Genomic DNA, 26,276 nt, shown 5'->3' with positions numbered 1-26,276 from the left:
CGACACATGATCGGGGCGAATAGCCGCTATCCGACATGACGCAGTGCTTCGCGGTCACGATTCCGCCGGCGCATTTCATTTATTTTGGGGAATCCGCGTGTCGCATAAGCTTGCCTCGGCGCTTGTCGCCGCCCTCTTTCTCGCGCTCTCGTCTTTCTCCCCCGCCCGGGCAGAGCCGCCTGCGCCGGCCGCGAGCGGCATGGCCGCGCTGTCGCCTGACGAGGCCAAGCGGGCGCTGGAGACGCTCCAGGACGACAAGAAGCGCGCGCAAATGATCGATACGCTGCGCGCGATCGCGAATGCGTCCGGTCCGCAGCAGCCCGCACCCGAGCAGAAGTCGCCGATCCCGCTGTCGGCTGACGGACTCGGCGCGCAGCTTCTGCTCACGGTGTCGGAGGAGATCGGCGAGATCTCGCGCGACGTCGCCGACATGGCGCGGACGCTCACGCATTTCCCGGCGTTCTATTACTGGATCGTACGGACCGCCAACGATCCCGACGCCTATAATCTGCTGATCGAGATCGCCTGGAAGCTGGCGCTGGTGTTCGGCTGCGCGCTTGCGGCCGAATGGGTGATTGTCCGCCTGATCCGCCGCCCGGTCGTCTTCCTCGAAGGGCGCGTGCCGCAGACCGCGCGCCTGCCGGTGCAGGCGCTGCCCATTGCCGATCCGCCGTCATCGGTCGCCGATGTCACGCCGTCGCCGGAATTGCACAAGCGCAGGCACAGCCTGGCGCGGGTCTGGCAGCTGTTACTGCGGCTGCCTTTCGTGCTGGGGCGGCTGTTGTTCGAACTGCTTCCGGTGGTCGTATTCGTCGGCATCGCGACCGCATTGCTCGGAACGGAGATCGGCGAGCCCGCGACCGTCCGCCTCGTGATCCTTGCCGTCGTCAACGCCTATGCGTTTTCGCGCGGGCTCATTTGCGTCGTCCGTGCGCCGGCCGGGCCGTTCGGGCTGTTTCCGGTGCGCGCCGAGACGGCAGCCTATGTCGAGATCTGGGCGCGCCGCATCGTCGGCGTCGCGGTCACCGGCATTGCATTCGCCAACGTGGCGCTGCTGCTCGGCCTGCATCGCGCCGGCTATGCCGCGCTCATCCGCATGGTGATGCTGGTCGTGCATCTCTTCGTCGTCGTCATCATCCTGCAATGCCGCCGCCAGGTCGCCGACGCCATTCGCGCGCCTGCGGACCGGCAGGGGATCGCGGCGCGCCTGCGCAACCGCATCGCCGGCGGCTGGCACTATCTGGCCATCGCGCTCGATCTGGCGCTGTGGGCGGTGTGGGCGCTGAACATCCGCAACGGCTATTCGCTGCTGCTGCAATATTTCGTCGGCACCATCGTGGTGGTGCTGATCACGCGGGTTGCGATCATGGTGACGCTGAGCCTGATCGATCGCGGCTTCCGCATCCAGCCGGAGATCCTCCAGCGCTTTCCGGGGCTGGAGATCCGCGCCAACCGCTATCTGCCGCTGCTGCGCAAGATCGTCTCCGGCGTGATCGCGTTCGTCGGCTTCGTCGCCGTGCTCGAGGTCTGGGGCGTCGATGCCATCGTCTGGTTCTATGGCGGCCAGATCGGCAGCCAGTTGATTTCCGCCCTCGCGACGATCGGCGTCGCGGTCTTCATCGCCGCGGTGATCTGGGAGGCCAGCAATGCGCTCTTGGACCGCCAGATCAACACGTTGTCGCGTGACGGGCATTATGCCCGCGCGGCGCGCCTGCGCACCTTCCAGCCGATGCTGCGGACGGCGCTGCTGTGCCTGATCGCCACCGTCGTCGGCCTCACGGCACTGAGCGAAATCGGCGTCAATGTCGCGCCGCTGCTCGCGGGTGCCGGCATCGTCGGCATCGCGATCGGCTTCGGTTCGCAAAAGCTGGTGCAGGATCTCATCACCGGCCTGTTCCTGCTGTTGGAGAATACGGTCCAGGTCGGCGATACCGTCAGCGTGTCGGGCCTGTCGGGCGTGGTCGAGAACGTTTCCATTCGTACGATACGCCTGCGCGCCGGCGACGGCTCCGTGCACATCGTGCCGTTCAGCGCGGTGACGACCATCACCAATGCCAGCCGTGGCGCCGGCAACGCCTCCGTCAGCATCAATGTCGCCTACAAGGAAGACACCGACCGCGCCGGCCAGATCCTCAAGGACATCGTCGAGGAGATGCGCCGCGAGACGGAATTCCGCCCGTTGATCCGCGGCGACCTCGAGCTCTGGGGTATCGACAAGGTCGATGGTGCCATGGTGTCGATCGTCGGCCAGATCCGCTGCACCGAGGCCGGCCGCTGGCCGGTCCAGCGCGAATTCAACCGCCGCATGAAGCAGCGCTTCCAGCAGAACGGCATCGAGGTGGCATCCGCGACCCAGACCATTTTGATGCATGTCGCGCCACCGGCCGACGTCGCCACGAATCTGACGCCGCGGCGGGCGGCTGGATAAATTTCCGGCTTGCCTCCGTTCTTCCGGCAGCGTTCACTCGCCCTCCAGCCCGCTGATGACATGCGGGCGGCAAAAAGGGTGGGAAGAATGGTGCGGGGGCTGTGGGCCGGATTGCGCGGTCATGTGATCGTCATTTGTGCGTTGATCGGAAGTGTCGCGTGGACTGCTCCGGGCTGCGCCCAGCCGTTTCCCTCCCGTCCCATCACGCTGGTGGTCCCGTTTGCGGCCGGCGGGCCGACCGATACGCTGGCACGGATCCTGTCGGAGCGGATCGCAGCCGAGCTGCATGCGACGATCGTGGTCGAGAACGTCGCCGGCGCGTCCGGCAGCATCGCCGGTGCCCGCGTCGCGCGCGCAACGCCTGACGGCACGACCATCACCATCGGCCATTGGGGCACGCATGTGCTCAACGGCGCGATCTTCAAGCTGCCTTATGATGTCGTCACCGATTTCGAGCCGGTCGCGCTGGTCGCGATGGGCACACAGCTGATCGTCGGCCGGAAGTCGCTCGAGGCGAACAATCTGAAAGAGATGATCGCCTGGCTGAAGGCCAATCCCGGCAAGGCGACGGCGGGGACCGCCGGCGCCGGCACCGGCGCGCACGTCGCCGGCGTGTTCTTCAAGGAGAAGACCGGCACCGACTTCCAGTTCGTGCCGTACCGGGGTGCGGGGCCCGCGATGATCGATCTCGTCGCCGGACAGATCGACATCATGTTCGACCAGGCCTCGAACTCGCTGCCGCAATACAAGAACGGGGCGATCAAGGCGTTCGCGGTGACATCGCCGACGCGGCTCGCATCCGCGCCCGACATTCCGACCGTCGACGAAGCGGGCCTGCCCGGCCTGTACATCTCCTACTGGCACGGCATCTGGGCACCGAAGAACACGCCGAAGGAGATCGTCTCAAAGCTCAACGCGGCCATCGTCGCCGCGCTTGCCGATCCCGCCGTCAAGCAGCGCTTCGCCGAACTGGGCCAGGAGATACCGCCGCAGGACCAGCAGTCGCCCGCCGCCCTCGGCGCCTTCCAGAAGGCCGAGACCGAAAAATGGTGGCCGGTGGTGAAGGCCGCGGACATCAAGCCGGAATAATCTTGCTGTCATGCACGCCTCCTCATCCTGAGGAGGCCGCGTAGCGGCCGTCTCGGAGGATGGCCGCGGGTGAGATCGGGGCCTTTCATCGTTCGAGACGCGCGTGCCGCGCTCCTCACCATGAGGAGAACGAGCTGTTTTTCAGCGTTAAGCTTTGCCTCGGCTGCCTGCTTTCCTCTCACAAAAATCTCGCTGCGGTGCGAGATCACAATCGCGGCCCAAGGAGCAACGTCCTTGATCTCGATGAAGTGCTGGCCGACAATGGCTCCCCTTCAATAAGAAACTCCCTGGGGGAATTCGTGAATAGACCTGCTCGGGTCAGCACCCAATCGACATCGTCCGAGTCCGCGCATGGCATGGCCTTGCTGCGTGATCCCTTGCTCAATAAAGGCACAGCCTTCACGGAAGCGGAGCGCGATGCACTCGGCTTGCGCGGCCTGTTGCCGGCTTGTGTCCTGACGATGGAGACGCAGGCCGAGCGCGTGCTGACCAATCTGCGCACGCTGCCGACCGACCTCGAAAAATTCGTCGCGCTGAACGCGCTGCATGACCGCAATGAAGCGCTGTTCTTCCGCGTCGTCGTCGACAACATCGACGAGATCCAGCCGATCATCTACACGCCGACGGTCGGGCTCGCCTGCCAGAAATATGGCCTGATCTACCAGCGGCCGCGCGGCATGTTCATCTCCTCGCGCGATCGCGGCCAGATCGCGGACATCCTGAAGAACTGGCCCAATCCCGCAAAGCTCATCGTCGTCACCGATGGCGAACGGATTCTTGGCCTCGGCGATCTCGGCGCCAACGGCATGGGCATTCCGGTCGGAAAGCTCTCGCTCTATTCGGCCTGTGCCGGTGTGCATCCCGAGCACTGCCTGCCGATCGTGCTCGACGTCGGCACCAACAACGAGGAGCTCCTGAGCGATCCCTATTATCTCGGTCTGCGCGAGCGGCGGCTGACCGGCGAGGCCTATGACAGCTTCGTCGATGAGTTCATGACGGCCGCGCGAAAGACGTTTCCCGATGTGCTGATCCAGTTCGAGGATTTCGCCAACCATTCCGCGTTCAAGCTGCTGCACAAATACCGCGACGAAGCCTGCGTCTTCAACGACGACATTCAGGGCACCGCGGCGGTCGCGCTTGCCGGCCTGTTCTCGGCGCTGCGTGTCAGCGGCGGCAAGCTGCGGGATCAGCGCATCCTGTTCCTCGGTGCCGGCGAGGCAGCGACCGGTATCGCCGACCTCGTCGTCTCCGCCATGATGGCGGAGGGCGCAACGGAGGCCGAGGCGCTGCGGCGCAACTGGCTGGTGGATTCCCGCGGTCTGGTCGTCGGCGCCCGTGAGGGCCTGCACGGCCACAAGCTCCGTTATGCCCACAAGGATCAGGCGCCGATCGCCGACTTCCTCACCGCGATCAAGACGCTGAAGCCGACGGCGATCATCGGTGTTGCCGCGGTGGGTGGTGCCTTCACGCCCGAGGTGCTCAAGGCGATGGCCGAGCTCAACGAACAGCCGATCGTGTTCGCGCTGTCCAACCCGACCTCGAAGGCCGAGTGCTCGGCCGAGGATGCGTATCGCTACACCGGCGGCCGCGCGCTGTTCGCCTGCGGCAGTCCCTACGATCCGGTCAAGCTCAACGGCCGCACCTTCGTGCCGCGCCAGGGCAACAACTCCTACATCTTCCCCGGCGTCGGCCTCGGCGTCATCGCCAGCCGCTCACGGCTCGTGACCGACGAGATGTTCATGGCGGCCGCTCATACGCTCGCCAATTGCGTCGGCAAGGAGGATCTGGATCAGGGCAGCCTCTATCCTGCGCTGCCCCGCATCCGCGAGGTCTCGGCCCGTATCGCGGCCGCTGTCGCCGATGTCGCCTATCAGCGCGGGCTCGCCGACGGACCCCCGCCCAACGACGTGAAGGGCCTGGTCCAGTCGCAGATGTACGAGCCGAAGTACTGAGTGAGTCTGCCGGGAGAGTTCGGCCTGCATGGTTCGAGACGCCCGCTTTGGCGGGCTCCTCACCATGAGGGGCTGATATCTCGCCGCAAACGCGACCTCATCCTGAGGGCCCGCCGTAGGCGGGCGTCTCAAAGGATGGGCCGCGGGCAACCAGTCCGCCACGTCCTCCTGCATATGCGACAGCCTTGCTGGCCCGCCCGGTTCCGCCGGAATCGCAATTGTTTGCCGTCGCCATATGTGCGACGCTGCGTAGCATTACAAGAAACTCAAGCCGTTAGGTAAGCCACCATGGACGATCGTTTGCCCGACCTGGGCGATCTCGAGCACGAGGTCATGCAATTGGTATGGGCCCATGGGCCGGTCACGGCCGAAATCGTGCGCGAGCGGCTATCGCGACGCTTGAAGGAATCGACGGTGCGGACGGTGCTGCGCCGGCTGGAGGAAAAGGGCTACGCTCGCCACACCGTGGACGGGCGCACCTATGTCTACCACGCCGCCGAAGAGCGGGCCCGCGTTGCGGCCAAGGCGGTGCAGCGGATCGTCGACTGGTTCTGCAACGGCTCGATGGAGGAGGTCCTCGTCGGCATGGTGGACAATGCGATGCTCGACCAGCAACAATTGCGTGCGCTGGCCGACCAGGTGGCCAAGGCGAAGAAGGCGAGGGGAGTGAAGAAAGAATGATCGCGGCTCTGGCTGAGGCGGCGTTACGCTCCTTCGCGCTGGGAGGCGTCGTCTGGATCGGTCTCATCCTGTTTCGTGTCCGCAATCCGCACGTCCACATGACGGCGTGGGTGGTCGTGCTGCTGGCATCGCTGGCGATGCCGTTCGTGATGCACTGGCCGACGCTCACCATCGACCGGATGCCCTTGTCCATGCCGGTGCCGGACGACACCTGGCCGACCGATTTCGCGATGCTGGAGCGGCCGCAGCCGACCCTGCCGATCGCGCCCGCTGGGGCCATCGCGCCGATGGTGAAGCGAGGCATCGCGATCGACTGGTGGATGGTCGCAACCGCCGCCTATGTCTGCGTCGCCGGCCTGCTGCTGCTGCGGCTGGCCATCGGCCTCTGCCTGACCTGGCGCCTGGCGCGCGCGGCGAAACCGGTGAAGAGCCGCGAGATGATCGATGCCGATGTGCGCGTCAGCCGCGATGTCGGCGGCCCCGTCACCTTCGGCTCGACCATCCTGGTGCCGCCGCAGTTTTTCAGCTGGGACGCGAAGAAGCGCCTCGCGGTGCTCGCGCATGAGGGCGCGCATGTCGCCAATGGCGATTTCTATGTCCTCCTGCTCGCCTCGCTCAACCGCGCGGTGTTCTGGTTCAGCCCGTTCTCATGGTGGCAGCTGGCGCGGCTGGCCGAGCTTGCCGAGATCATCAGCGATGCCCGGGCGATCGAGATGATCGACGACCGGCTGTCCTACGCGGAAATCCTGCTCGACGTCGCTTCCTCCGTGAAGCCGCGGCCGATGGAGCTTGCGATGGCGCAGGTGTCGACCGTGCGGGCGCGGATCGAGCGCATCATCGCAGCCGCCGCGCTGCCGGTGGCAGTCGGCTGGCGCAAGCGGCTGTGGATCGCGGCCGCGATCGTGCCGGTGGTGATCGTGTCGGCCGGCATGATCGCCTATCGCACGCCGGATCCCGTGCCCGCCGGCGCGGATCTCGGCGATGTGCCGGCGCAGCATTACCGTCCGTTCGTCAATTTCTACGCCATGGGCCCCGCCTCGGTGTTCGCCGTCTTCCGCGAGGGCGACGACATCTACGGGCAGCTCACCGGGCAACGCAGGCTGCGCCTGACCGTCGCCAGCGACGGCACGGCGTCCTATGCGGCGACGTTCGGCGAGATCACGTTCCCGATCGACGCGGAGCGCCGCTCGTCCGAGTTGACGCTGCGCATGAACGGCCGCGACGTGCGCGCCGTTCGCGTCGCCGAGATGCCGGCGCCGGCGACCGATCCGGTGTCGCTCGATCACTATGTCGGCTGGTACAAGGTCGCGCCGAACCGCGTGCTCACCGTGCGGCGCGATGGCGATCTGCTGCAGGTGCAGGAGACCGGGCAGGGTCGATCGAAGATTCTCGCCGAAGGCGCCGATGCCTTTTCGCTCCACGGCGATCATCTCCTGATCTTCCTGCGCGATGACGCGGCCAACGTGGCGCGTGTGCTGGTCCAGAACGCCACCTCCGGCGCCCGCCTCGCGCAGCGGATCGATGCGGCGCAGGCCCAGGCGATCGAGGCCGAGTTCGCGCGCCGCCTCGCGGAAGTGCCTGACAGGTTCAGGGAGCAGATTCCGGCTGCAGGCAGCAAGGAAGTGATCCTCAGGGGGATCGAGGATGTGCGAGCCGGCACGCCGAACTACGATCGGATGAGCGCGCCGCTCGCCGCCAGCATCCATCGTCGGCTCGACGAATTGCGCGCGACCTTCGCGGCGCTCGGTGCCGTCGAGTCGATCTTCTTCCGCGGCGTCGGGCCCGGCGGCTACGACATCTATGGCGCCAAGTTCGCGAACGGCACGGCGGAATTCCGCGTGATGCTCGAGCCCGACGGCAAGGCGGGCGACGTGATCTTCCGGCCCGACGGCAATGACGAGCTCGGCGGTATCGTCTCCTGCTCCGAGGAAGCGAATGTGCGCGGCCGTGCCGGCACCTCGCCGATCAGGATCATGCTCTACAACGAGACGGAGGACGATATTCAGGTCTTCAATCTCGGTGCGGACGGCGAGCGCAAGGCGCAGAGCGTCGTCAGGTCGGACATGACCTGGGTCGCCCTGACCACCGTGAACAATCCATGGGTCATTGCCGACAAGTCGGGCAAGTGCATGGAGATCGTGGTGCCGGGCCGGCAAACGCGCTTCCACAATGTCGAGGCCTCGAACGTCCTGGCGCGGCCGGGCCGCGCGTCGCGTCGCGCCGTCCCGATCGCCAATGGCGAGGCGATGCTGCGGCAATATATCGAGGGCATCGGCAAGGGGCAGCCGGACTACGACCACATGACGACCGAGGTCGCCAACATCACGCGTGCGCAGCTTCCGTTCGACCAGGCCATCGTGGCGCGGCTCGGGGCGCTGCGCGCGGTCTCGTTCCGCGGCGTCACCGCGCTCGACAGCGACATCTATGTCGCCCAGTTCGCCAACGGCTCGGCGGAATGGCGCATCGGCATCAGGAACGGAACGATCACCAAGATCGCGTTGGGGCCGAATTTCTAGCGGCGCGCCGGGACGGCGCCGCGATCGCGTCAATCGCGGCTTGCGCGTGGCCGCGGCGATCGCTACGGTATGTAACATTACGTTAGGTAGCCGGCCGCGGGCCCGGAATTCGGCGCGGCCCTCGCAAGCTGACCGGGTTCATGATGTGCATGCTGACGCAACGGGAGCTCGACTTTCTCGCCAGCCTGAAATCCGGCTGGCGGCTGCTCTATCGGCGTGAACTGATGCGGCTCGTCACCGGCGAGGTCGAGCGCGGCGAGGCGCGGCCGGAGACGCACCCGATCGTCTGGCGCATCGTATCGAACTAGTTCCCCGCTCATCTGTATCGATCCGGGACAACTGTGGTGGATTCATCACAGCCGGCGCGAAACGATGGTGGCCGCAAGGCCGCTTTTGTTCAGCCAAGGTTCTGCCCTCATTGCCCACCGAAACTCAGGGTTGTTCGGAGGGCGCATCATGTCATGCATTGCAAGTGCCGAAACTGCCCGAATTTCGCTGGCAACCTCGAGCCGGTTGCTGCTCGCGATCATCGGCGCCGCCTCGCTCGCGGCGTGCGCGCAATCACCGACCGGCCGGCAAAGGGCCGATCTCGCTCCCACCACAAGGCAGACCGCGATCGAGCGTCCGCACCGGGTCGCGGCGCTGCATCCGCGTCCGATCTACCGGCCGCATCGGTCTCATGACGTCGCGAGCGCGAGGCAGACGTCGTCGCATGGCGTTGCGAGCTTCTATTCGGATACGGAGACCGCGAGCGGCGAGAAGTTCGACAAGAACGAATTGACCGCGGCCCATCCGACGCTGCCGTTCGGCACCAAGTTGCGCGTCACCGATGTCTCCTCCGGCCGCTTCGTGACTGTCCGTGTCAACGACCGCGGGCCGTTCGTCCGCGGCCGCGTGGTCGACATCTCGCCGTCCGCCGCCGAGGCGCTCGGCATGGTCGACAAGGGTCTCGCCAATGTCCGGCTCGACGTCGTGCAATAGAGCATGATCCGGATACGCCGCGCTTAACCGGCTGTTAGCTGCTCTCCCGCACCATGGGCGCCCGGCAATTCGGGGCTTTGGTGGAGACGGCGCTTGAACACGATCCAGTATCTCGAAGATCAGGCTGCGCGCGCCGAGCGACTTGCCAAACGGATCACGGATACGCTGACGATCGAAAAGCTCCTGACCTTCGCCGGCGACCGCCGCCGCGAGATCGAAGTCATCGCCGGCCGCCGGCGCGCCTGACGCCGTTTAGATCCATGCTCTGAACGCATTTGCCCTCGCCGCAAACCGCGGAACTTCTTCTCCTGTCCGGCGTCATGTCAGCACAGACATGGAGGAGGAAGTCATGGGCTTTGGACGAGGTGCACTGCTCTGGTTGCTTGGCGTGCCGCTGCCGGTCATTCTGCTGCTGGCAATCTTCTGGCACCACTAGGGTTGTGATGCCGACACACGAAAAGCGCCGCGGAAGCGGCGCTTTTTGTTGGCTGCGATGATCGCGCGAGACGACAGGGCGCGCTAGCTATGGCTCTCGACGAAATCGCTGAGATAATCGGGCAGCGTCACGCCGTCGATATCGCAGCGGGCCTGGATCTCATCGGCGATTTCGGTCGAGATATCCTTCATCCAGTGCTCGAGCGTGTTGAACGAGATCACCTTGATCGGGTCGTTGAAGCAGCCGGCGACGAGTTCGCCGATGGTGGCTTCGAGATCGCTCCGCTCGATGCGGATCTCGGTCGCCTTGTCGAGGCGATCGATCACCACGAACAAGGTCTGGTCAGCGCCATAGGGCACGTCCGGGGATTTCACGCCAGCTTCAAGCATCTCAGACACTCACGCTTTTGGCTTCCGATCCCGGTTAACGGGAAAAACCGGAAGAAGGTTCCTGCGGAAATCACAGGACGCCAGCGGGACGCTTGTCGTGAGCGTGCGGTATTGGAATGTTCGTGCGGTCAGAGAAATTCCCGCAGCCGCGACAGCTCCAGGACGTGCTCCGGCGAGAGGATGTCCGTGACCAGCGGCGGCTGCGGCGCCGTGTGGATGTCATAGAGATGCCGGGTCGGCGCGGGCTTCTCCATGAAGGCCGAGATGCACTCGTCGAGCGTGCCTTCGCTCACCTGATAGGATACCCGGTCCGGCCGGCGCTGGTTTCCGAGCGAGGGCCATTTGTGCAGCACCGCGAGCGCACTGAAATCGACCTTTGAATCAACTGATACGCCACCCATCGTCCTCGCCTCACGCAAACAGGGCCCCAACACACTCATCGGCGTGCCAGGGCCCATACGCATCGCTGCATCTCAATGCCACGCGCCGATAACGCAGTGGCCGGGAAAAGGTTCCCGGCCGATGGCGTCTCAACTCGCGGCTGCAGCGATTCTGTGCCCTGGGCTCGCATGGCCCTGACCGGTGTCGTCGCCGCGGCTGACCTCCGGCGGAAGCCCGGCGAAGCGCCGCAAGGCTTCGGCCATCTGCACCCGGCCGGAGACGCCGGTGATCACCACATCGACCATCGCAAAGGACGAGTGGAAATGGCCGTGCGCCTTGAGCTGCTCGACCGGGACGCCGGCGGCCGCCATCGCGTCCGCATAGGCGACACCCTCGTCGCGCAGCGGATCGAACTCGCAGGTGACGACGAAGGCCGGCGGCAGGCCGGCGACCTTGCCGCGCAGCGGCGAGACGCGCGGATCGGTGCGGTCGGCCGGCGAGCAGTAGAGGTCCCAGAACCAGTACATCAGCGACCGCGTCAGGAAGTAGCCGGTCGCATTGTCGTTGTAGGAGGGCCGGTCGAAGCTGCAGTCGGTGACCGGACACACCAGCAGCTGGCCCGCGATCTCCGGCCCGCCGCGGTCGCGCGCGAGCTGGCAGGAGACGGCGGCGATGTTGCCGCCGGCGCTCCAGCCTGCCACCAGCACCGGGCCCGGCTTACCGCCGAGCTCGGCCAGATGCTCCGAGATCCAGCGCGTCGCCGCATAGCCGTCTTCGGCCGCGGTGGGGAAGCGGTGCTCCGGCGCGTGGCGATAGCCGACGCTGACAAAGGTCATGCCGGTTCGCCGCACCATGTCGCGGCAGAACGGTTCGTCCGACTGCTCGTCGCCGAGCACCCAGCCGCCGCCGTGGAAATAAACGACGACCTGATGCGGGCCCGGTGTGGCCGGCTTGTAGACGCGATAAGGCAGCGGGCCATCGGCGCCGGGCAGGGTGCCGTCGACGATTTCGCCGATCAGCCGTCCCGCCGGCCGGCCCTTGTTGAACTCATTGACGAAGGCGCGCGCGCCGATCGCGCCCATCGACTCGATCGGCGGCAGGTTCAGCGACGCCAGCAGGTTCAGCACCAGCCGCACGTCCGGCTGCAGCTTCACCACCTCGCCGTCATTGCATTGCGCGGCGACGTTGGGACCGGTGAGCTTGAAGCCGAGCATGCCGCGGCTCGTGACCTCGTCGCAGATGCTGCGATAGGGACCTACGCCGCCGGTATAGGGCATCAGGCCCTGCACCTTGCCGGGCACGTTGGCGCCCGTGTACCAGGTGTTGGCGAGCCGGTGCAGCGTCACCATCGAGCAGTCGGTCATGTGCCGGCCCCAGCCGGCCTGCGCCGTCTCGGTCGGCTCGATCGTGGTGAAGCCGGCGTCGCGCAATGCGGCGAGGCGATCGACGACCCAGTCGACATGCTGCTCGATCGACACCGCCATGTTCGACAGCACCGACGGGCTGCCGGGTCCCGTGATCATGAAGAAGTTCGGGAAGCCCTCGACCGTGAGACCGAGATAGCTCTGCGGTCCCTGCGCCCAGACATCGGTGAGCGACTTGCCGTTGCGCCCCGTGATCGGATGCACGGCGCGGATCGCGCCGGTCATGGCGTCGAAGCCGGTCGCGAACACGATGATTTCGACGTCGAAGCTGCGCTTGCCGGTGGTGATGCCGCCTGCGGTGATCGCCTTGATCGGCTCCTGGCGCAGATTGACCAGCGTGACGTTCGGCCGGTTGTAGGTCGCGTAGTAGTTGGTATCGAGGCAGGGACGCTTGGCGCCAAAGGGATGATCGTGCGGCATCAGCGCCGCGGCCGTCTCCGGATCCTTCACGGCCGCCGAGATCTTCTCGCGGATCAGGTCCTGGACGATCTTGTTGCCGTCGACGTCGACGCCCTGATCGGCCCAGAGCTGCGTCAGGATGTGGACGAGATCGCCGGCTGCCCAGGCACGTTCAAACCGCTCACGACGTTCGGCATCGCTCAATTGCCAGCTCACGACGGTTTGCTGCGGATAGGGAACGCCGGTCATCGACTGGCGCGCCTGCTCGCGATAGGCCGCGCGGTCGCTCAGGAAGAAGTCCCTGCGATCGGCCGGCGAGGGGCCGTTATGCGCAGGCAGCGCGAAATTCGGCGTGCGCTGGAACACGGCGAGGTGCGCGGCCTGCTCGGCGATCAACGGGATCGACTGGATCGCCGACGATCCCGTGCCGATCACGGCGACGCGCTTGCCGGCGAGATTGACGCCGTCATGCGGCCAGCGTCCGGTGAAGTAGACCTGGCCCTTGAAGTCCTTGACGCCGTCGATCTCCGGCGGTTTGGGCGCGGAGAGGCAGCCGGTGGCCATGATGTAATGGCGGCAGGAGACTGGCGCGCCGTTGTCGGTGCTGAGCTGCCAGCGCTCGGCCTTCGCGTCCCATCTGGCTTCGGTGACCTTGGTCTTGAAGCGGAAGTCGCGGCGCAGATCGTAGCGGTCGGCGACGAAGCCGAGATAGCGCAGGATCTCGGGCTGGGCCGCGTATTTTTCCGACCAGGTCCAGACCTTGTCGAGCTCCGGATCGAACGTGTAGCTGTAGTCGATGGTTTGGATATCGCAGCGCGCGCCGGGATAGCGGTTCCAGTACCAGGTGCCGCCGACGTCGCCGGCTTCGTCGAGACCGACGGCCGAGAGGCCGGCCTTGCGCAGGCGATGAAGAAGATAGAGGCCGGCAAATCCGGCGCCGACCACGGCAACATCGACCTGTTGGGCTGTTCCACTCGCCGCCTTGGACTCACGTGCGGCGACCATTGCGTCCGGCATGGTATTCCTCCCGTGTATTTTGTTTTGCCGGCAGGCTAGTCCTGCAGGCCCGGCTTGTCATCAGAGCAAGTGCAATCTTCGGTAGTCGTTGCGGCGTCATCGTGGCGGCGCGAACCCTGCTTCAATGCACGCATCGCGATGCACAATGGCCGTGATTACCCGGGCTAATCATGCATGATCCGTCTGTGTATGCTTGCGGCTACAAGCCACGCGTACCGACCGGGCGTCATGACAGAGTTGAGTGAGCGCACCAAAGCCAACATGGACGTCGTCCTGGAGGAGACGTGCCGCCAATTGCCGCATGGCGGCGGTCATGACAGCCGCAGGTTCATCGCCGAGCGCCTGATCGAGGCGGCGCAATCCGGCCACTCCACGCTCGGCGAGCTCGGCATCATCGCACGACGTGCGCTGGCGGAGATCATTGCCAAGGGCGGGTAGCGGCTGCGATCAAGCCGGTCGCTTGCCGCGCCGAAGGTGCGCTCCCTCGCCCCGCGCTCTTGTCCGACGAAGCCCGCCTTCGGGCGAAGGCGGATGCGGGGGCGCGACGAGCTTCGCTCGCGCTGAGAGGGTTGGGGTGAGGGGCCTCTCTCCACAGATGAGATTGCCGATGGGCCTGTACCCCCTCACCCGGATCGCAAGAGCGATCCGACCTCTCCCCGTAAGCGGGGCGAGGTAAGAACGTCGCAACGCTTGCCTCACAGCGGGCCGCGGACGTAACCTGACGGGCAACATTTTCGCGCATCGAGATCCCCCGAAGATGCGGTCCCTGCTTGCGCTCATTGCAGCCTTTGCATTGCTCTCTGCCGGCGCGGCCGTGGCCCAGCCGGTTGGGCAATTTCCATTTGCGTTGACGCGCGAAGGCCAGATGCTCGGCGCCGTCAAAGGCGAGGTGGCCTCATTCAAGGGCCTTGCTTATGCAGCGCCGCCGGTCGGCAGCCTGCGCTGGCGTCCGCCGCAGGCATTGCCCGAGAGTTCGGAGATGAGCACGGCCTACGATTATGGCGCGCCCTGTCTCCAGCCATCGCTGCCGGCCGGGCGCGAGGATTGCCTGACGCTCAACGTGTTTCGTCCCTTCGGCGTCGACGGGCCGCTGCCGGTGATGGTGTTCATTCATGGCGGCGATTTTTTCGTGGGCACCGCCAGTGATCCGCTGTTCGACGGCTCATTGTTTGCGCAGGCCGGGCTCATCATCGTCACCGTGAATTATCGTCTCGGCGCGCTCGGCTGGCTGACGCATCCCGCGCTGTCGGACGGCGGCTCCGGTAATTTCGGCCTGATGGACCAGGTCACGGCGCTGCGCTGGGTGCACGACAACATCGCGGCCTTCGGCGGCGATGCGAACAACGTCACGCTGTTCGGCAACGGCGCCGGTGCCACGTCGATCGCGCTGCTGATGCTGTGCGCCCAGTCCCGCGATCTCTTCCAAAAGGCCATCCTGCAATCGGTGCCCGGCCGCGCACGCCTGCCTTCGTCGCAGGAGGCCGAGGCCGCAGGCCGGCAATTTGTTGCAGCGCTCGGGCACGGGGCGGATCTGCGTGCCGTCGAACCGGCACGTCTGCTTGCCACGGAAAAACGTCTGCTGGACAAAGCGCCGCGCAGCTTTGCGCCGGCGATGGACGGGCAGCTGGTGACGGAAGACGTCGCCGCGGGATTTGCAGCGGCACATGAGAGCCGCATTCCCCTGATCATCGGGTCGAATGACGACGAGACCCGTTTCGACAGCGAGCTCGAGGTCAAGGAGATGTTGTCCGCTTCGGGCGAGAGCATCGACGCGCTGCGCAAGCTCTATCCGGGTGCCGCGAGGCCGTCGGACGTTGCGGCGAGCTTCTACACCGACAAGGTCTTCTCCGAGCCGGTGCGCATGCTCGCCCGGCTTCATGCCGCGACCGGCGCACCGACCTTCCGCTATCGCTTTGCCTACGTGCCGGAAGCCCGGCGCAGCAATCCCGACGAAGGCCACGGGCGCGAGCTGCAGTTCATCTTCGGCGCGGAGGGCGTGCCCGGTGCGGGCATCTTCTCGCGACGGGACCGCGAGGTCGCAAACCGCATGCGGGCTTACTGGATCAACTTTGCCAGGAGCGGCGACCCGAACGGCGCGGAGCTGCCGCACTGGGACGCGGTCGCGGACCGCGATCATCTGCTGCTGATCACGAATGATCGCATCATGAGCGGCGACGACCCCTGGGTGGAGCGTCTGGACCGGCTCGCGCGCGAAAACGGAAAATGAGTTGGAGTTAAGCCGCGAGCTCGACGCGCGGCGCCGGGCTCAGCCGGTCTTCTTCCAGATAGTCCATCGCGCCGTCCTTCTCGACGGCATAGAACTGCTGGCCTTCCTTCGACCGATAGGCGGCGCGAACGACGCCGCGGCGGCCCTTGTCACTGTTGACGACGTCCCCCAGCGCAAACTTCTTCATCTCACGTCTCGCTTGTCTTCAGGCCGATTCCTTCGGCCACGCCGGATTGTGGGCGGCAAATCGTTAACGACTTGCTAACCATACGGGTTTGCCTATGCTCGCCGCCGATTGCGCGACTGCTACACGCGCATGTCGTCCACGAAACGAGCTGGCACAAATGACGCGATTTCCGACCCTGTTCCTGTCCCACGGCGGCGGCCCCTGGCCCTTCATGGAGGACCGGCGGGTGCAGTATGCAAAGACGGCCGCAGAGTTCGGTCGGCTGCCGCAGCTTCTGCCCGCAAAGCCCAAGGCCGTGCTCGTCATCACGGGCCATTGGGAGGCCGACGCCTTCACCGTGTCGACTTCGGCGCATCCGCCGATGGTGTACGACTATTACGGTTTCCCCGAGCATACCTACCACATCACATATCCGGCGCCGGGCCAGCCCGAGCTGGCTGCGGAGGTGAGGACGCTGCTCACGCGCGCGGGCCTGGATTGCCGGGAAGATCCCAATCAGGGTTTTGACCATGGCACGTTCGTGCCGCTCGGCCTGATGTATCCCAACGCCGACATGCCGATTGTGCTGCTGTCGCTGAAGTCGAGCTATGACGCGGCCGAGCACGTCAAGGTCGGGCAGGCGATCGCCTCGCTGCGCGACGAAGGCATTCTGATCGTCGGCAGCGGCCTCACCTATCACAACATGCGCGGTTTTGGCCGCGCGGAGTCCAAGCCCGTCTCATACGATTTCGAGGCCTATCTGAACGAGGCGATCGGCAATCCGGATGCGGCGCGTCGCAATGCGATGCTGGTCGACTGGGAGAACGCGCCGAGTGCGCGCCTCGCCCATCCGCGAGAGGACCATCTGCTGCCGCTGATGGTCGCGGCGGGCGCGGCCGGCAACGACGTCGGCAAGCGCGTCTTCGTCGACGAGGTCGCGAATGTGGCGATGGCGTCGTATGTGTTCGGGTGATGAATTCGTAGGGCGGATTAGCGAAGCGTAATCCGCCATCGGGCCGCACCAAAGGCGGCGGACTACGCCTTCGGCTAATCCGCCCTACGCACCGCGCAAGCGGGATGCCATCAGGCCGCGATAGAGTGCCGCGTACTCGCCGGCCCGGTTGCGCCAGGATACGTCGGTCGCGAGGCCCGCGAGCTGCAATTGCCGCCACGCCGCCCTGTCATGGAAGGTGAAGCTCGCGCGCCCCAGCGCTGCCGAGAGATTGGCCGATGTCACGGGCCCGAAGGTGAAGCCGGTCGTCTCGTTCACGGTATCGGCGAGGCCGCCGACGCGCGACACGATCGGAACGGCGCCGTAGCGCAGCGCGCAGAGCTGGGTCAGCCCGCACGGCTCGAACCGCGACGGCACGATCAGGGCGTCTGAGCCGGCCTGGATCAGATGCGCGAGCGCCTCGTCATAGCCGATCACGGCCGCGATCCGGCCCTGATGTCCGCGCGCAGTTGCCTGGTAGCGATCCTGCAGTTCGGCATCGCCGCTGCCGAGCAGGGCCAATTGCATCCCATCGCCCAGGATGGTGGGCATGGAATCCAGCAGCAGATCGAGCCCCTTCTGCCATGACAGGCGGCTGATAACGCCGAGCAGCAGCGCATCCGGCCGCGGTTCTAGGCCGAACCGCTGCTGCAGCGCCGCTTTGTTGGCCGAGCGAAACGACAGCTCCTCGGCGCTGAAGCGGTAGGCGATGTGCGGATCGGTGTGTGGATTCCACACGTCGACGTCGATGCCGTTGAGGATGCCGCTCAGCACGCTTGCGCGCTCGCGCAGCAGGCCGCCGAGCCCCATGCCGCCCTCGTCGCTCTGGATCTCCTGCGCATACGTCGGCGACACCGTGGTGATGCGATCGGCCAGTTGCAGCCCGGCTTTCAAGAAGCTGATGCCACCGAAATATTCGAGGCCGTGGACGTCGAACGACGCGTCGTGGGGCAAGCCGATCGCGGCCGCCAGCGTGCGGTCGAACTTGCCTTGATAGGCCATGTTGTGAATGGTCATCACGGTGCCGGGCCGCGCCCCGCCATCGTAGTGCAGATAGGCCGGCGCCAGCCCGGCCTGCCAGTCATGGGCATGCACGACATCGGGCACGAAGGCCGCGACGAGACCGTGGCCGATGTCGGCCGCGATGCGCGCCAGCGCGGCGAAGCGCACGCCGTTGTCCGGCCAGTCGACACCCTCGGCGGTGACGTAGGGATTACCGGGCCGCGCGTAGAGATGCGGCACATCCAGCACGAACAGGTCGAGCCCGTCATGGGAGCCCGCGAGCAGTCGCCCGGGCCCGCCGAAATAATCCGGCCAGCGCCGGATCTCTTCCGCGCCCGACAGCAGTCGCATCACATCCGGGTAGCCCGGCATCAGCGTGCGCATCTCGACGCCATGCGCCTTCAGCGCGATCGGCAGCGCTCCGGCAACATCCGCGAGGCCGCCGGTCTTGACGATGGGGTAGACTTCAGAGGCGACCGCAAGGACGCGAACAGGCGTCATGTATTGAGCCTGTCGAGCATCGATTGGGTGACGAGCGATATGCCCTGTTCGGTGGTGCGGAAACGCTTTGCGTCGAACTCGGGATCCTCTCCGACCACGAGGCCTTCGGGGATCTCGACGCCGCGATCGATCACGACGTTCTTCAAGCGAGCTCCGCGTCCCACATTCACGTAAGGCATGATCACGGCGTTCTCGACATGGGCATAGGAATTGATGCGCACGCCGGTGAACAGCAGGGAGCGGCGCAGCGCCGCGCCGGAGATGATGCAGCCGCCGGAGACCAGCGAGCTCACGGCCGAACCGCGCCGGGTCTCCTCGTCATGGACGAACTTCGCCGGCGGCGTGATCTCCGCATAAGACCAGATCGGCCAGGCGCGGTCGAACAGGTCGAGCTCCGGCACCACGTCAGTGAGGTCGATATTGGCGGCCCAATAGGCATCCACCGTGCCTGCATCGCGCCAATAGGAGCGGGGGTCGTTGCCCGAGCGCACGCAGGAGGTCGAGAACTGATGCGCGATGGCGCGGCCGTTCTTGACGATGTAGGGAATGATGTCCTTGCCGAAATCGTGACTGGAGTTGGTATCCTCGGCGTCGCGCTTCAGCTGGTCGAACAGGAATTTGGCGTCGAACACGTAGATGCCCATGCTGGCGAGCGAGACATCAGGCTTGCCCGGCATCGGCGGCGGATCCTTGGGCTTCTCCAGGAACTGCTGGATCCAGCCGTTCTCGTCGACATGCATGATGCCGAAGCCGGAGGATTCCGCGCGCGGCATCTCGAGGCAGCCGACGGTGACGTCGGCGCCGCTGTCGACGTGCTGTCGCAGCATCACCTCGTAATCCATTTTATAAACGTGATCGCCGGCCAGCACCACGATGAAGCGGGCGTTGTGCGACTCGATGATGTCGATGTTCTGGTAGATCGCGTCCGCCGTGCCGACATACCACATGTTCTCCGAGACGCGCTGGCTCGCAGGCAGGATGTCAAAGCTCTCGTTGCGCTCGGGACGGAAGAAGTTCCAGCCCATCTGAAGATGCCGGATGAGGCTGTGCGCCTTGTACTGGGTGGCGACCGCGATGCGGCGGATGCCGGAGTTAACCGCGTTCGACAGCGCGAAATCGATGATGCGGGATTTGCCGCCGAAATAGACCGCGGGCTTGGCGCGCCGGTCGGTCAATTCCAGCAGCCGGCTGCCGCGTCCGCCAGCCAGGACAAATGCCAGGGCCTGGCGGGCAAGCGGCTCATTTCCGGCAGCACTCATGTCATCCTCCCTGAACTCAGGCGCATACCAAGGCCTTCGCGAGACGCTTCCCGGCCGCGCATCGTTGGAACCGATAGTAACGGTACGAATAGTAAATCGGGAAGGTGCTTGTTGGTTGCGAACGCATGGGAAGCTTAACGCTTTGCCCCGGGGGCGCCGGCCCTCCGGAGCCGTCGTCCCGGTGTCATGTCGGCGCCGCGGAGGATCATATTTCGGGCACCTGCGGCATCTTGTGCGCTGCACGCAAGCTCGAGGATTCGACTTGACGGCGGGATGCCTGAAACATGACGCTGCGATCCTTTTCCGTAACGAAACCTCAGAGGGAGAAAGGCGATGAAGATCTGGAAAACGGCAATTGCCTGCTCGCTCACGGCTGCGGTCGTGGCGGGCCCGACCGGGCAGGCGGCAGCGGCCCCGCTACCGACCCATGTTGCGACCATGAAGGCCGCGGCCGGGGATGATGTCACGCCGGTCTATTGGCGTGGCTGGGGATGGGGCTTTGGCGGCCTTGCGGCCGGCGCGATCATCGGGAGCGCCATCGCCAGCGGCGGGCCCCATGGTTATTACGGCGGCGGGCCGTATTACGGTGGCTATGGGTATCCAGGGCCGGGCTACGGCTACGGGTATGCGCCGGCCTATTATGGCGGCGGTTACGGAGCGGGTTACGGCTACGGCTACCGTCCCTACTATCGTCCCCGTCCTTATTACAGCTATGGCTACTATCGGCCGCGGGCCTATTACCGTCCCTACTACCAACACTATTGGTGATCGCGCAGGCCTGAGTGATGGCCTAAAGCGATAGCCACACGATCAAGCTCATGCAGGCGAGATGCCCGAGCACGATCGCGGCGAGATGCAGCGGGCCGGCTTTGAGGCGAAGCCTGCGCATCTCGCCGCTCCCGCGCTAGTTCGATCCCGCGGCCGCGGCGGTGAAGCTGCGGTCGACGGCTTTGCTGACGTCGAGGGTCTTCGGCAGGATGCCGTAGCGCGTCGAGCGGTCGGAGGCTTCCTGTACCTCCTTCACGACGCTCTCGTCGATCACGATCGGGCTGGTGCGCTGCGCGGTGTAGGCCGCCAGCAGCACGTCCTCGGGCAGTTTTGTCAGCTCGGCCGTGCTCCTGGCATATTCACTGATGTGATCCAGCGACCATAGCCGGGCCTTGTTCAGCCGCTGCAGCAGGTCCTGCACCGCCGCGCGCTTGGTGGCGATGGCGCTGTCGGTGGCGACGATGAAGGTGATGGTGGGCGTCAGGCCTTCGCCGTCGGCGATCACGCGCGCCTTGTCCTTCAAGGTGGCGAACGAGACATAGGGCTCCCACACCGCCCATGCGTCGACCGAGCCGGCCACCAGCGCGACCTTGGCATCGACCGGGCCGAGCGGCGCGAAGGTCGCGTCCTCCAGCTTGATCTGCGCCTTCTCCAGCGTCGCATCGATCAGGAACTGGCCCCAGCCGCCGCGCGTGCCGGCGAGGCGTTTGCCCTTGAGATCGGCGGCCGACCTGATCGGTGAATCCTGGCGCACCAGGATCGCTTGCGTCTTCGCATCCGACTTGGTGCCGCCGATCGCCTTGATCGGCGCGCCGGCCGCATAGACCGACAGGAAGGAGAGATCGCCGGTGTAGCCGACGTCGAGCGCGCCGGCATTGAGCGCTTCCAGGATCGGCGCTGCCGCCGGGAATTCCGACCATTCGATTCTGTAGGGCAGGTCCTTGGCGTAGCCGGAGATTTCGAGCAGCGAGCGGTTGCCGCCCTTCTGGTCGCCGACGCGCAGCACGACCGTATCGGCCGCGAACGACGCGGCTGCCGTCGACAAGGTGACGGCGGCAGCAAACAGCGAGGCCGCCAACCGGCGCGTGATGGAATGGTCGTGGGAGTTGATGCTCATGTGATCTGTCGTGTTGCTTGCTTGTGACTTTGGCCCACGACACGTGGGCGCGTGATGCAGCGAGAGATTCAAGTCTATGGTTGCGTGATGCGCAGTCAATGAAATGGCTATCCGTATTGCGGATGCCTTGGGCAATGACGTTTCAGCGCGGCGCAGATTTCGAGAACGCGCGGCGTGCGCGGTCGCAGATGCGCAAAAATCCAGCAACCGATGGAGCCGCAGCGCGTCGTTGCGGGATGATGCCACCGCGAAAATCGTTTCATCGTCGTTCTGCGCGTCGATGGAGAGAATGACTTCGCATCGCGCCACATTCGAAATTCCATTTCATTGACGATGCGGCAGGCGCGCCGCATGATTTGCGCATCGCATCAACGCGGCGCAAAAAGTGCCCGCGAAAAATATTCTCTTAACGCAGCTCCGCACGGAACATGCGCAACGCGAAGCGTTGCGTGAATGGTGGAGCCGTGCCAACTCAGGAGTGGGGCTGATGGGCAACGACGACAAGCGCACCGGGGCGGGCCTCGATCGGCGTCATCTGCTTCAGGCGGGGTTGGCTGCAGCTTTCGCCGCGCCGCTCGGTGCTTTCGGTGCAGCACAGGCCTTTGCACCACAGGCGATCGCGCCCGGCGTCGACCTCTCGGAGTTCCCGCTGTGCCGGACGGCCTCGGACGCGCCCGCGCTCACCGGCGCGCCGCGCAAGCTGAAACTGTCCTGGAATGCCGGTGCGGTCTGTCTCGCTCCGGTGCCGGTCGCCATCGAGCACGGCTTCTTCCAGAAGCAGAATCTCGACGTCGAGCTGATCAATTATTCCGGCTCGACCGACCAGTTGCTCGAGGCGATCGCGACGGGAAAAAGCGATGCCGGCCTCGGCATGGCGCTACGCTGGTTGAAGCCGCTGGAGCAGGGCTTTGATGTTAAGATCGCCGCCGGCACCCATGGCGGCTGCATGCGCGTGCTGACCCGCGCCGATTCCAACGTGAGCAAGCTCGCCGATCTCAAGGGCAAGATCGTCGCGGTCGGCGACCTCGGCGGCCCGGACAAGAATTTCTTCTCCATTCAGCTGGCCAAGCTCGGCATCGATCCGACCAGGGATGTCGACTGGCGCGCCTATCCCGGCAATTTGCTCGACGTCGCGGTCCAGAAGGGCGAGGTACAGGCCTTCCTGTCGTCGGACCCGCTTGGCTATCTCTGGCTCAAGGACAGCCAGTACAAGGAAGTCGCTTCCAATCTCGATGGCGAATATCGCGACAAGAGCTGCTGCATCCTCGGCTTGCGTGGCAGCCTGGTGCGCGAGGAGCCGCAGGTCGCGCGCGCCCTCACGCAAGCGCTGCTCGATGCCGCGATGTTCACCGCGCAGAATCCGGCCGTGACGGCGAAATCGTTCCAGCCTTACGCGCCGAAGACGGCATCGCTCGCCGACATCGAGGGTATGGTGCGCTACCACACCCACCATCATCATCCCGTCGGAGAGGTGCTGAAGCGCGAGCTCAAGGGATATGCCGACGATTTGAAGAGCGTGCAGGTCTTCAAGCAGAGCACCGATACCGCCAAATTCGCGGAGCGCATCTATGTCGACGTATTCGCTGTCTGACGGCGTCGCGTCCGGCGCGCCGCGCCTTTCGGGCGGGTCGCTGCTTGCGACATGGCTGCGGGAATCCGGCGCCGGCGTGGCCGCCAGCGCGGCCTGGATCGTGTTCGGTCTCTCCTGCCTGTGGTGGGAGGACGTCGGCGACTGGTCGCGCACGCATTCGCTCGGCATTGCCGCCTTCGTCATCGCTGCGATCGCCCTGTTCGGGACTGTCGGTGCGGACTATCTGGGATCGGCGGGCAAGGCCCTGCGCCAGCGCGCGCCGTGGCTCATTGCGCTCGGCGCTGTCCTGACCTTGTGGGAGCTCGCCACCGCAAAATTCGCCTGGCTGCCGCTGCCGTTCTTTCCGCCGCCGCAATCGATCATCGAGGTCTATACCGACGACCTGCCAAAACTGCTCGACAGCGTGCTCGCCTCGGTCAAGCTTCAGCTCGGCGGCTATCTCATCGGCGCCACGGTCGGCTTCCTGACCGGCGTCTCGATCGGCTGGTCGCGCGCGGTCGGCTATTGGGTGCATCCGTTGTTGCGCTTCATCGGCCCGCTGCCGGCGACAGCCTGGTTGCCGATTGCCTTTTTCACCTTCCCGTCGAGCTGGAGCGCCTCGACCTTCCTGATCGCGCTCGCGACCGGATTTCCGGTCACGGTGCTGACCTGGTCGGGAGTCGCCAGCGTCAGCAACGCCTATTACGACGTCGCGCGCACGCTGGGGGCAAAGCCATCGTTCCTGGTGCTGAAAGTGGCGATCCCCGCCGCGCTGCCGCACGTTTTCGTCGGCCTGTTCATGGGCCTCGGCGCGTCCTTTGCCGTGCTCGTCGTCGCCGAGATGATCGGCGTCAAAGCCGGGCTCGGCTGGTACCTGCAATGGGCGCAAGGCTGGGCGGCCTACGCCAACATGTATGCGGCGCTGATCGTGATGTCGCTGCTCTGCTCCGGCGCGATCACGCTGCTGTTTTCGGTCCGTGACCGCCTGCTGGTCTGGCAGAAGGGGACCGTGAAATGGTAGCGGCAGCCGCATTGGCCGAAGTCCCCGCGCATCCGGCTGCGGGCGCCGCGCTCGATATCGAGCAGGTCAGCCATGCCTTCGACATCGACGGCGCCGAGCTGCCGGTGCTCAGCGAGGTCAGCATCGCCGTCGAGCCCGGCGAGTTCGTTGCGCTGCTCGGCCCGTCCGGCTGCGGCAAATCAACGTTGCTGCGGCTCGTCGCCGGCCTCGACAAGCCCAAATCGGGAAGCCTGCGCGAGGACGAAGTCCGCATCACCCGGCCACATCCGTCGCGCGTCGTCGTGTTCCAGGACCCGACGCTGTTTCCCTGGCGCACGGTCTGGGACAACGTCGCGCTGGGGCTGGAGGCGCAGGGCATCTTGAAGAGCCAGCGGCACCGCGTCGATGCCGCGCTCGACCTCGTCGGGCTGTCGGACTTCCGCACCGCCTATCCGCATCAGCTCTCCGGCGGCATGGCGCAGCGCGTCGCGCTGGCCCGTGCGCTGGTCAACGATCCCAAGATCCTGATCCTGGACGAGCCGCTGGGCAAGCTCGACTCACTCACCCGCATCACCATGCAGGCCGAGCTGGTGTCGCTGTGGCAGCGCAAGGGCTTCACCACGCTCCTCGTCACGCATGATGCGGAGGAGGCGCTGGTGCTCGCCAACCGCGTCATCGTCTTCAGCGAGCGGCCCGCGCGCGTGAAGGCCGACATCCGCGTCGACCGGCCCTATCCGCGTCATCGCGGCGACCCGTATCTGGCCGATCTGCGCCGTCAGATTCTTGGCCTCTTGGGATTGGATGCGACATGGTGACTTCTGTAGTTCAGGGACGGGTGGCCCATAGCGAGCCCGACTACATCGCCCGCGCCGAGGCGCTCGCGCCGGGCTTTGCCGCGCGTGCGGCCGAGCATGACCGCACCGGCAGCTTTCCCTTCGAGAATTTTCGCGAGCTGTCCGAGGCCGGCCTGCTCGCGCTGACGGTGCCGGCCGCGCTCGGCGGGGCCGGTGCGGGCGCGCGCTACACCGCGCGTGTCCTCGGCATCATCGGCAAGGCCGATCCGTCGACCGCGCTGGTGCTGTCGATGCACTACATCAACCATCTGGTGATGGGGCGGAGCCCGACCTGGCCGTTGCGGCTGTCGCGCAAGCTCGCGCGCGAGACGGTCGAAGGCACAGCGCTCGTCAACGCATTGCGGGTCGAACCCGAGCTCGGCTCGCCGTCGCGCGGCGGGCTGCCGGCGACGATTGCGCGCCGCACCGAGACCGGCTGGCGCCTGACCGGCCACAAGATCTATTCGACGGGATCGCCGATCCTGAAATGGTACCTGGTCTGGGCCCGGACCGACGAGGCCGAGCCGCGCGTCGGCCAGTTCCTGGTGCCGGCGGGCCTGCCGGGCACGCGCATCGTCGAGACCTGGGATCATCACGGCCTGCGTGCCAGCGGCAGCCACGACGTCATCTTCGATGATGTCGTGATCCCGCTCGATGCCGAGGTCGATGTCCGCAAGCCCGCGGATTGGAATGCGCGCGACATTACGCAGGCAACCGTGCACACCGTCTTCGTCGCCGCGATCTATGACGGCATTGCCCGTGCGGCGCGGGACTGGTTCGTCCAGTTCCTGAAGCAGCGCGTTCCCGCCAGTCTCGGCGCGCCGCTTGCCACCCTGCCGCGCGCGCAGGAGATCCTCGGTGCCATCGAGGCCAGGCTCGCGGTCAATGCCCGGCTGCTCGACACCTTCGCCCGCGATTTCGACGACGGCGTCGATCTCTCCACCGGCGAATCCAACGTCATCAAGCTGACGGTCACCAACAATGCGGTCGCCGCGGTCGAGGACGCGCTGTCGCTGACCGGCAATCACGGCCTGTCCCGCAGCAATCCGCTGGAGCGGCACTATCGCGATGTCCTGTGCGGACGCGTGCACACGCCGCAGGACGATGCCACGCGCACCGGCCTCGGCCGCGCCGCATTGGGCCACTAGC

Annotated in this window: 23 protein-coding genes; 16 read left to right on the top strand and 7 right to left on the bottom strand. The window is 65.7% G+C overall.

Annotated features, from left to right (window positions below):
* Positions 1-97 precede the first annotated feature (97 nt).
* From NLM31_RS31935 to NLM31_RS31900, 8 genes are all read left to right on the top strand, one after another.
* Positions 98-2,428 (top strand): mechanosensitive ion channel domain-containing protein, encoded by a 2,331-nt coding sequence (locus tag NLM31_RS31935; protein WP_254194892.1) that lies wholly within the window; start codon positions 98-100, stop codon positions 2,426-2,428.
* Between the two features lie 90 nt (positions 2,429-2,518).
* Entirely contained in the window at positions 2,519-3,517 is a 999-nt protein-coding gene (locus tag NLM31_RS31930) for a tripartite tricarboxylate transporter substrate-binding protein (RefSeq protein ID WP_254196309.1), read from the top strand.
* A 299-nt stretch (positions 3,518-3,816) separates the two neighbouring features.
* Complete coding sequence (locus NLM31_RS31925; RefSeq protein WP_309143712.1) at positions 3,817-5,469, top strand: NAD-dependent malic enzyme; 1,653 nt, start codon at positions 3,817-3,819, stop codon at positions 5,467-5,469.
* A gap of 288 nt (positions 5,470-5,757) precedes the next feature.
* On the top strand, positions 5,758-6,150 hold the full coding sequence (locus NLM31_RS31920) for a BlaI/MecI/CopY family transcriptional regulator (protein WP_148753097.1): 393 nt from the start codon (positions 5,758-5,760) through the stop codon (positions 6,148-6,150).
* Entirely contained in the window at positions 6,147-8,666 is a 2,520-nt protein-coding gene (locus NLM31_RS31915) for a M56 family metallopeptidase (RefSeq protein WP_254194891.1), read from the top strand. Before NLM31_RS31920 ends, NLM31_RS31915 begins: the two co-directional genes overlap by 4 nt.
* Before the next feature lie 149 nt (positions 8,667-8,815).
* A complete protein-coding gene (locus NLM31_RS31910) occupies positions 8,816-8,974 on the top strand; it encodes a hypothetical protein (RefSeq protein ID WP_254194890.1) in 159 nt (52 codons plus the stop codon).
* 148 nt (positions 8,975-9,122) lie between these two features.
* A complete protein-coding gene (locus NLM31_RS31905) occupies positions 9,123-9,647 on the top strand; it encodes a septal ring lytic transglycosylase RlpA family protein (protein ID WP_254194889.1) in 525 nt (174 codons plus the stop codon).
* Positions 9,648-9,740: 93 nt separating this feature from the next.
* The gene (locus tag NLM31_RS31900) at positions 9,741-9,893 is read left to right on the top strand and encodes a hypothetical protein (protein WP_254133258.1); all 153 of its coding nucleotides are present in this window, start codon (positions 9,741-9,743) and stop codon (positions 9,891-9,893) included.
* A 273-nt stretch (positions 9,894-10,166) separates the two neighbouring features.
* Here the strand turns inward: NLM31_RS31900 and NLM31_RS31895 are convergent, their stop codons facing one another.
* The 3 genes from NLM31_RS31895 to NLM31_RS31885 all read right to left on the bottom strand — a co-directional run bounded on the left by NLM31_RS31895 (position 10,167) and on the right by NLM31_RS31885 (position 13,693).
* A complete protein-coding gene (locus tag NLM31_RS31895) occupies positions 10,167-10,472 on the bottom strand; it encodes a hypothetical protein (protein ID WP_254133257.1) in 306 nt (101 codons plus the stop codon).
* 128 nt (positions 10,473-10,600) lie between these two features.
* Positions 10,601-10,873, bottom strand: coding sequence for a hypothetical protein (locus tag NLM31_RS31890; RefSeq protein ID WP_254133256.1), 273 nt, complete (start codon positions 10,871-10,873; stop codon positions 10,601-10,603).
* A 129-nt stretch (positions 10,874-11,002) separates the two neighbouring features.
* The gene (locus NLM31_RS31885) at positions 11,003-13,693 is read right to left on the bottom strand and encodes an alpha/beta hydrolase fold domain-containing protein (protein ID WP_254194888.1); all 2,691 of its coding nucleotides are present in this window, start codon (positions 13,691-13,693) and stop codon (positions 11,003-11,005) included.
* A gap of 189 nt (positions 13,694-13,882) precedes the next feature.
* Between NLM31_RS31885 and NLM31_RS31880 the strand changes: the two genes are divergently transcribed.
* The gene (locus NLM31_RS31880) at positions 13,883-14,131 is read left to right on the top strand and encodes a hypothetical protein (protein ID WP_309143731.1); all 249 of its coding nucleotides are present in this window, start codon (positions 13,883-13,885) and stop codon (positions 14,129-14,131) included.
* Positions 14,132-14,450: 319 nt separating this feature from the next.
* Positions 14,451-15,920, top strand: coding sequence for a carboxylesterase/lipase family protein (locus NLM31_RS31875; RefSeq protein ID WP_254133253.1), 1,470 nt, complete (start codon positions 14,451-14,453; stop codon positions 15,918-15,920).
* Between the two features lie 7 nt (positions 15,921-15,927).
* Here NLM31_RS31875 and NLM31_RS31870 read toward each other — a convergent pair whose 3' ends face one another.
* The gene (locus NLM31_RS31870) at positions 15,928-16,107 is read right to left on the bottom strand and encodes a hypothetical protein (protein ID WP_027519499.1); all 180 of its coding nucleotides are present in this window, start codon (positions 16,105-16,107) and stop codon (positions 15,928-15,930) included.
* Between the two features lie 157 nt (positions 16,108-16,264).
* Between NLM31_RS31870 and NLM31_RS31865 the strand changes: the two genes are divergently transcribed.
* On the top strand, positions 16,265-17,059 hold the full coding sequence (locus tag NLM31_RS31865) for a class III extradiol ring-cleavage dioxygenase (RefSeq protein WP_254133252.1): 795 nt from the start codon (positions 16,265-16,267) through the stop codon (positions 17,057-17,059).
* Between the two features lie 84 nt (positions 17,060-17,143).
* Here NLM31_RS31865 and glgA read toward each other — a convergent pair whose 3' ends face one another.
* Both glgA and glgC read right to left on the bottom strand, forming a co-directional pair.
* Positions 17,144-18,580 carry a glycogen synthase GlgA gene (gene glgA, locus NLM31_RS31860; RefSeq protein ID WP_254133251.1) on the bottom strand — a complete coding sequence of 479 codons (1,437 nt, stop codon included), beginning with the start codon at positions 18,578-18,580 and terminating at the stop codon, positions 17,144-17,146.
* Positions 18,577-19,839, bottom strand: a complete 1,263-nt coding sequence (gene glgC, locus NLM31_RS31855; protein WP_254133250.1) for a glucose-1-phosphate adenylyltransferase — start codon at positions 19,837-19,839, stop codon at positions 18,577-18,579. The genes glgA and glgC overlap by 4 nt, the downstream gene beginning before the upstream one ends.
* A gap of 333 nt (positions 19,840-20,172) precedes the next feature.
* Here glgC and NLM31_RS31850 point away from each other — a divergent pair, with 333 nt between their 5' ends.
* Complete coding sequence (locus NLM31_RS31850) at positions 20,173-20,607, top strand: hypothetical protein (RefSeq protein WP_254194887.1); 435 nt, start codon at positions 20,173-20,175, stop codon at positions 20,605-20,607.
* A 136-nt stretch (positions 20,608-20,743) separates the two neighbouring features.
* On the opposite strand, the gene NLM31_RS31845 is transcribed toward NLM31_RS31850, so the two are convergent.
* The gene (locus NLM31_RS31845) at positions 20,744-21,724 is read right to left on the bottom strand and encodes an ABC transporter substrate-binding protein (protein WP_254133248.1); all 981 of its coding nucleotides are present in this window, start codon (positions 21,722-21,724) and stop codon (positions 20,744-20,746) included.
* A gap of 487 nt (positions 21,725-22,211) precedes the next feature.
* Between NLM31_RS31845 and NLM31_RS31840 the strand changes: the two genes are divergently transcribed.
* From NLM31_RS31840 to NLM31_RS31825, 4 genes are read left to right on the top strand one after another with little or no spacing between them, the layout of a single operon-like run.
* Positions 22,212-23,315, top strand: a complete 1,104-nt coding sequence (locus tag NLM31_RS31840) for an ABC transporter substrate-binding protein (RefSeq protein ID WP_254133247.1) — start codon at positions 22,212-22,214, stop codon at positions 23,313-23,315.
* Positions 23,293-24,315 (top strand): ABC transporter permease, encoded by a 1,023-nt coding sequence (locus NLM31_RS31835; RefSeq protein ID WP_254133246.1) that lies wholly within the window; start codon positions 23,293-23,295, stop codon positions 24,313-24,315. The genes NLM31_RS31840 and NLM31_RS31835 overlap by 23 nt, the downstream gene beginning before the upstream one ends.
* Complete coding sequence (locus NLM31_RS31830) at positions 24,309-25,109, top strand: ABC transporter ATP-binding protein (protein ID WP_254133245.1); 801 nt, start codon at positions 24,309-24,311, stop codon at positions 25,107-25,109. The genes NLM31_RS31835 and NLM31_RS31830 overlap by 7 nt, the downstream gene beginning before the upstream one ends.
* A complete protein-coding gene (locus NLM31_RS31825) occupies positions 25,103-26,275 on the top strand; it encodes an acyl-CoA dehydrogenase family protein (RefSeq protein ID WP_254133244.1) in 1,173 nt (390 codons plus the stop codon). The genes NLM31_RS31830 and NLM31_RS31825 overlap by 7 nt, the downstream gene beginning before the upstream one ends.
* The last annotated feature ends 1 nt before the right edge of the window (position 26,276 follow it).

It is taken from the genome of Bradyrhizobium sp. CCGUVB4N (assembly GCF_024199945.1).
In the GTDB taxonomy this organism is placed as follows: Bacteria; Pseudomonadota; Alphaproteobacteria; order Rhizobiales; family Xanthobacteraceae; genus Bradyrhizobium.
This window is presented reverse-complemented; position numbering and strand designations above follow the sequence as displayed.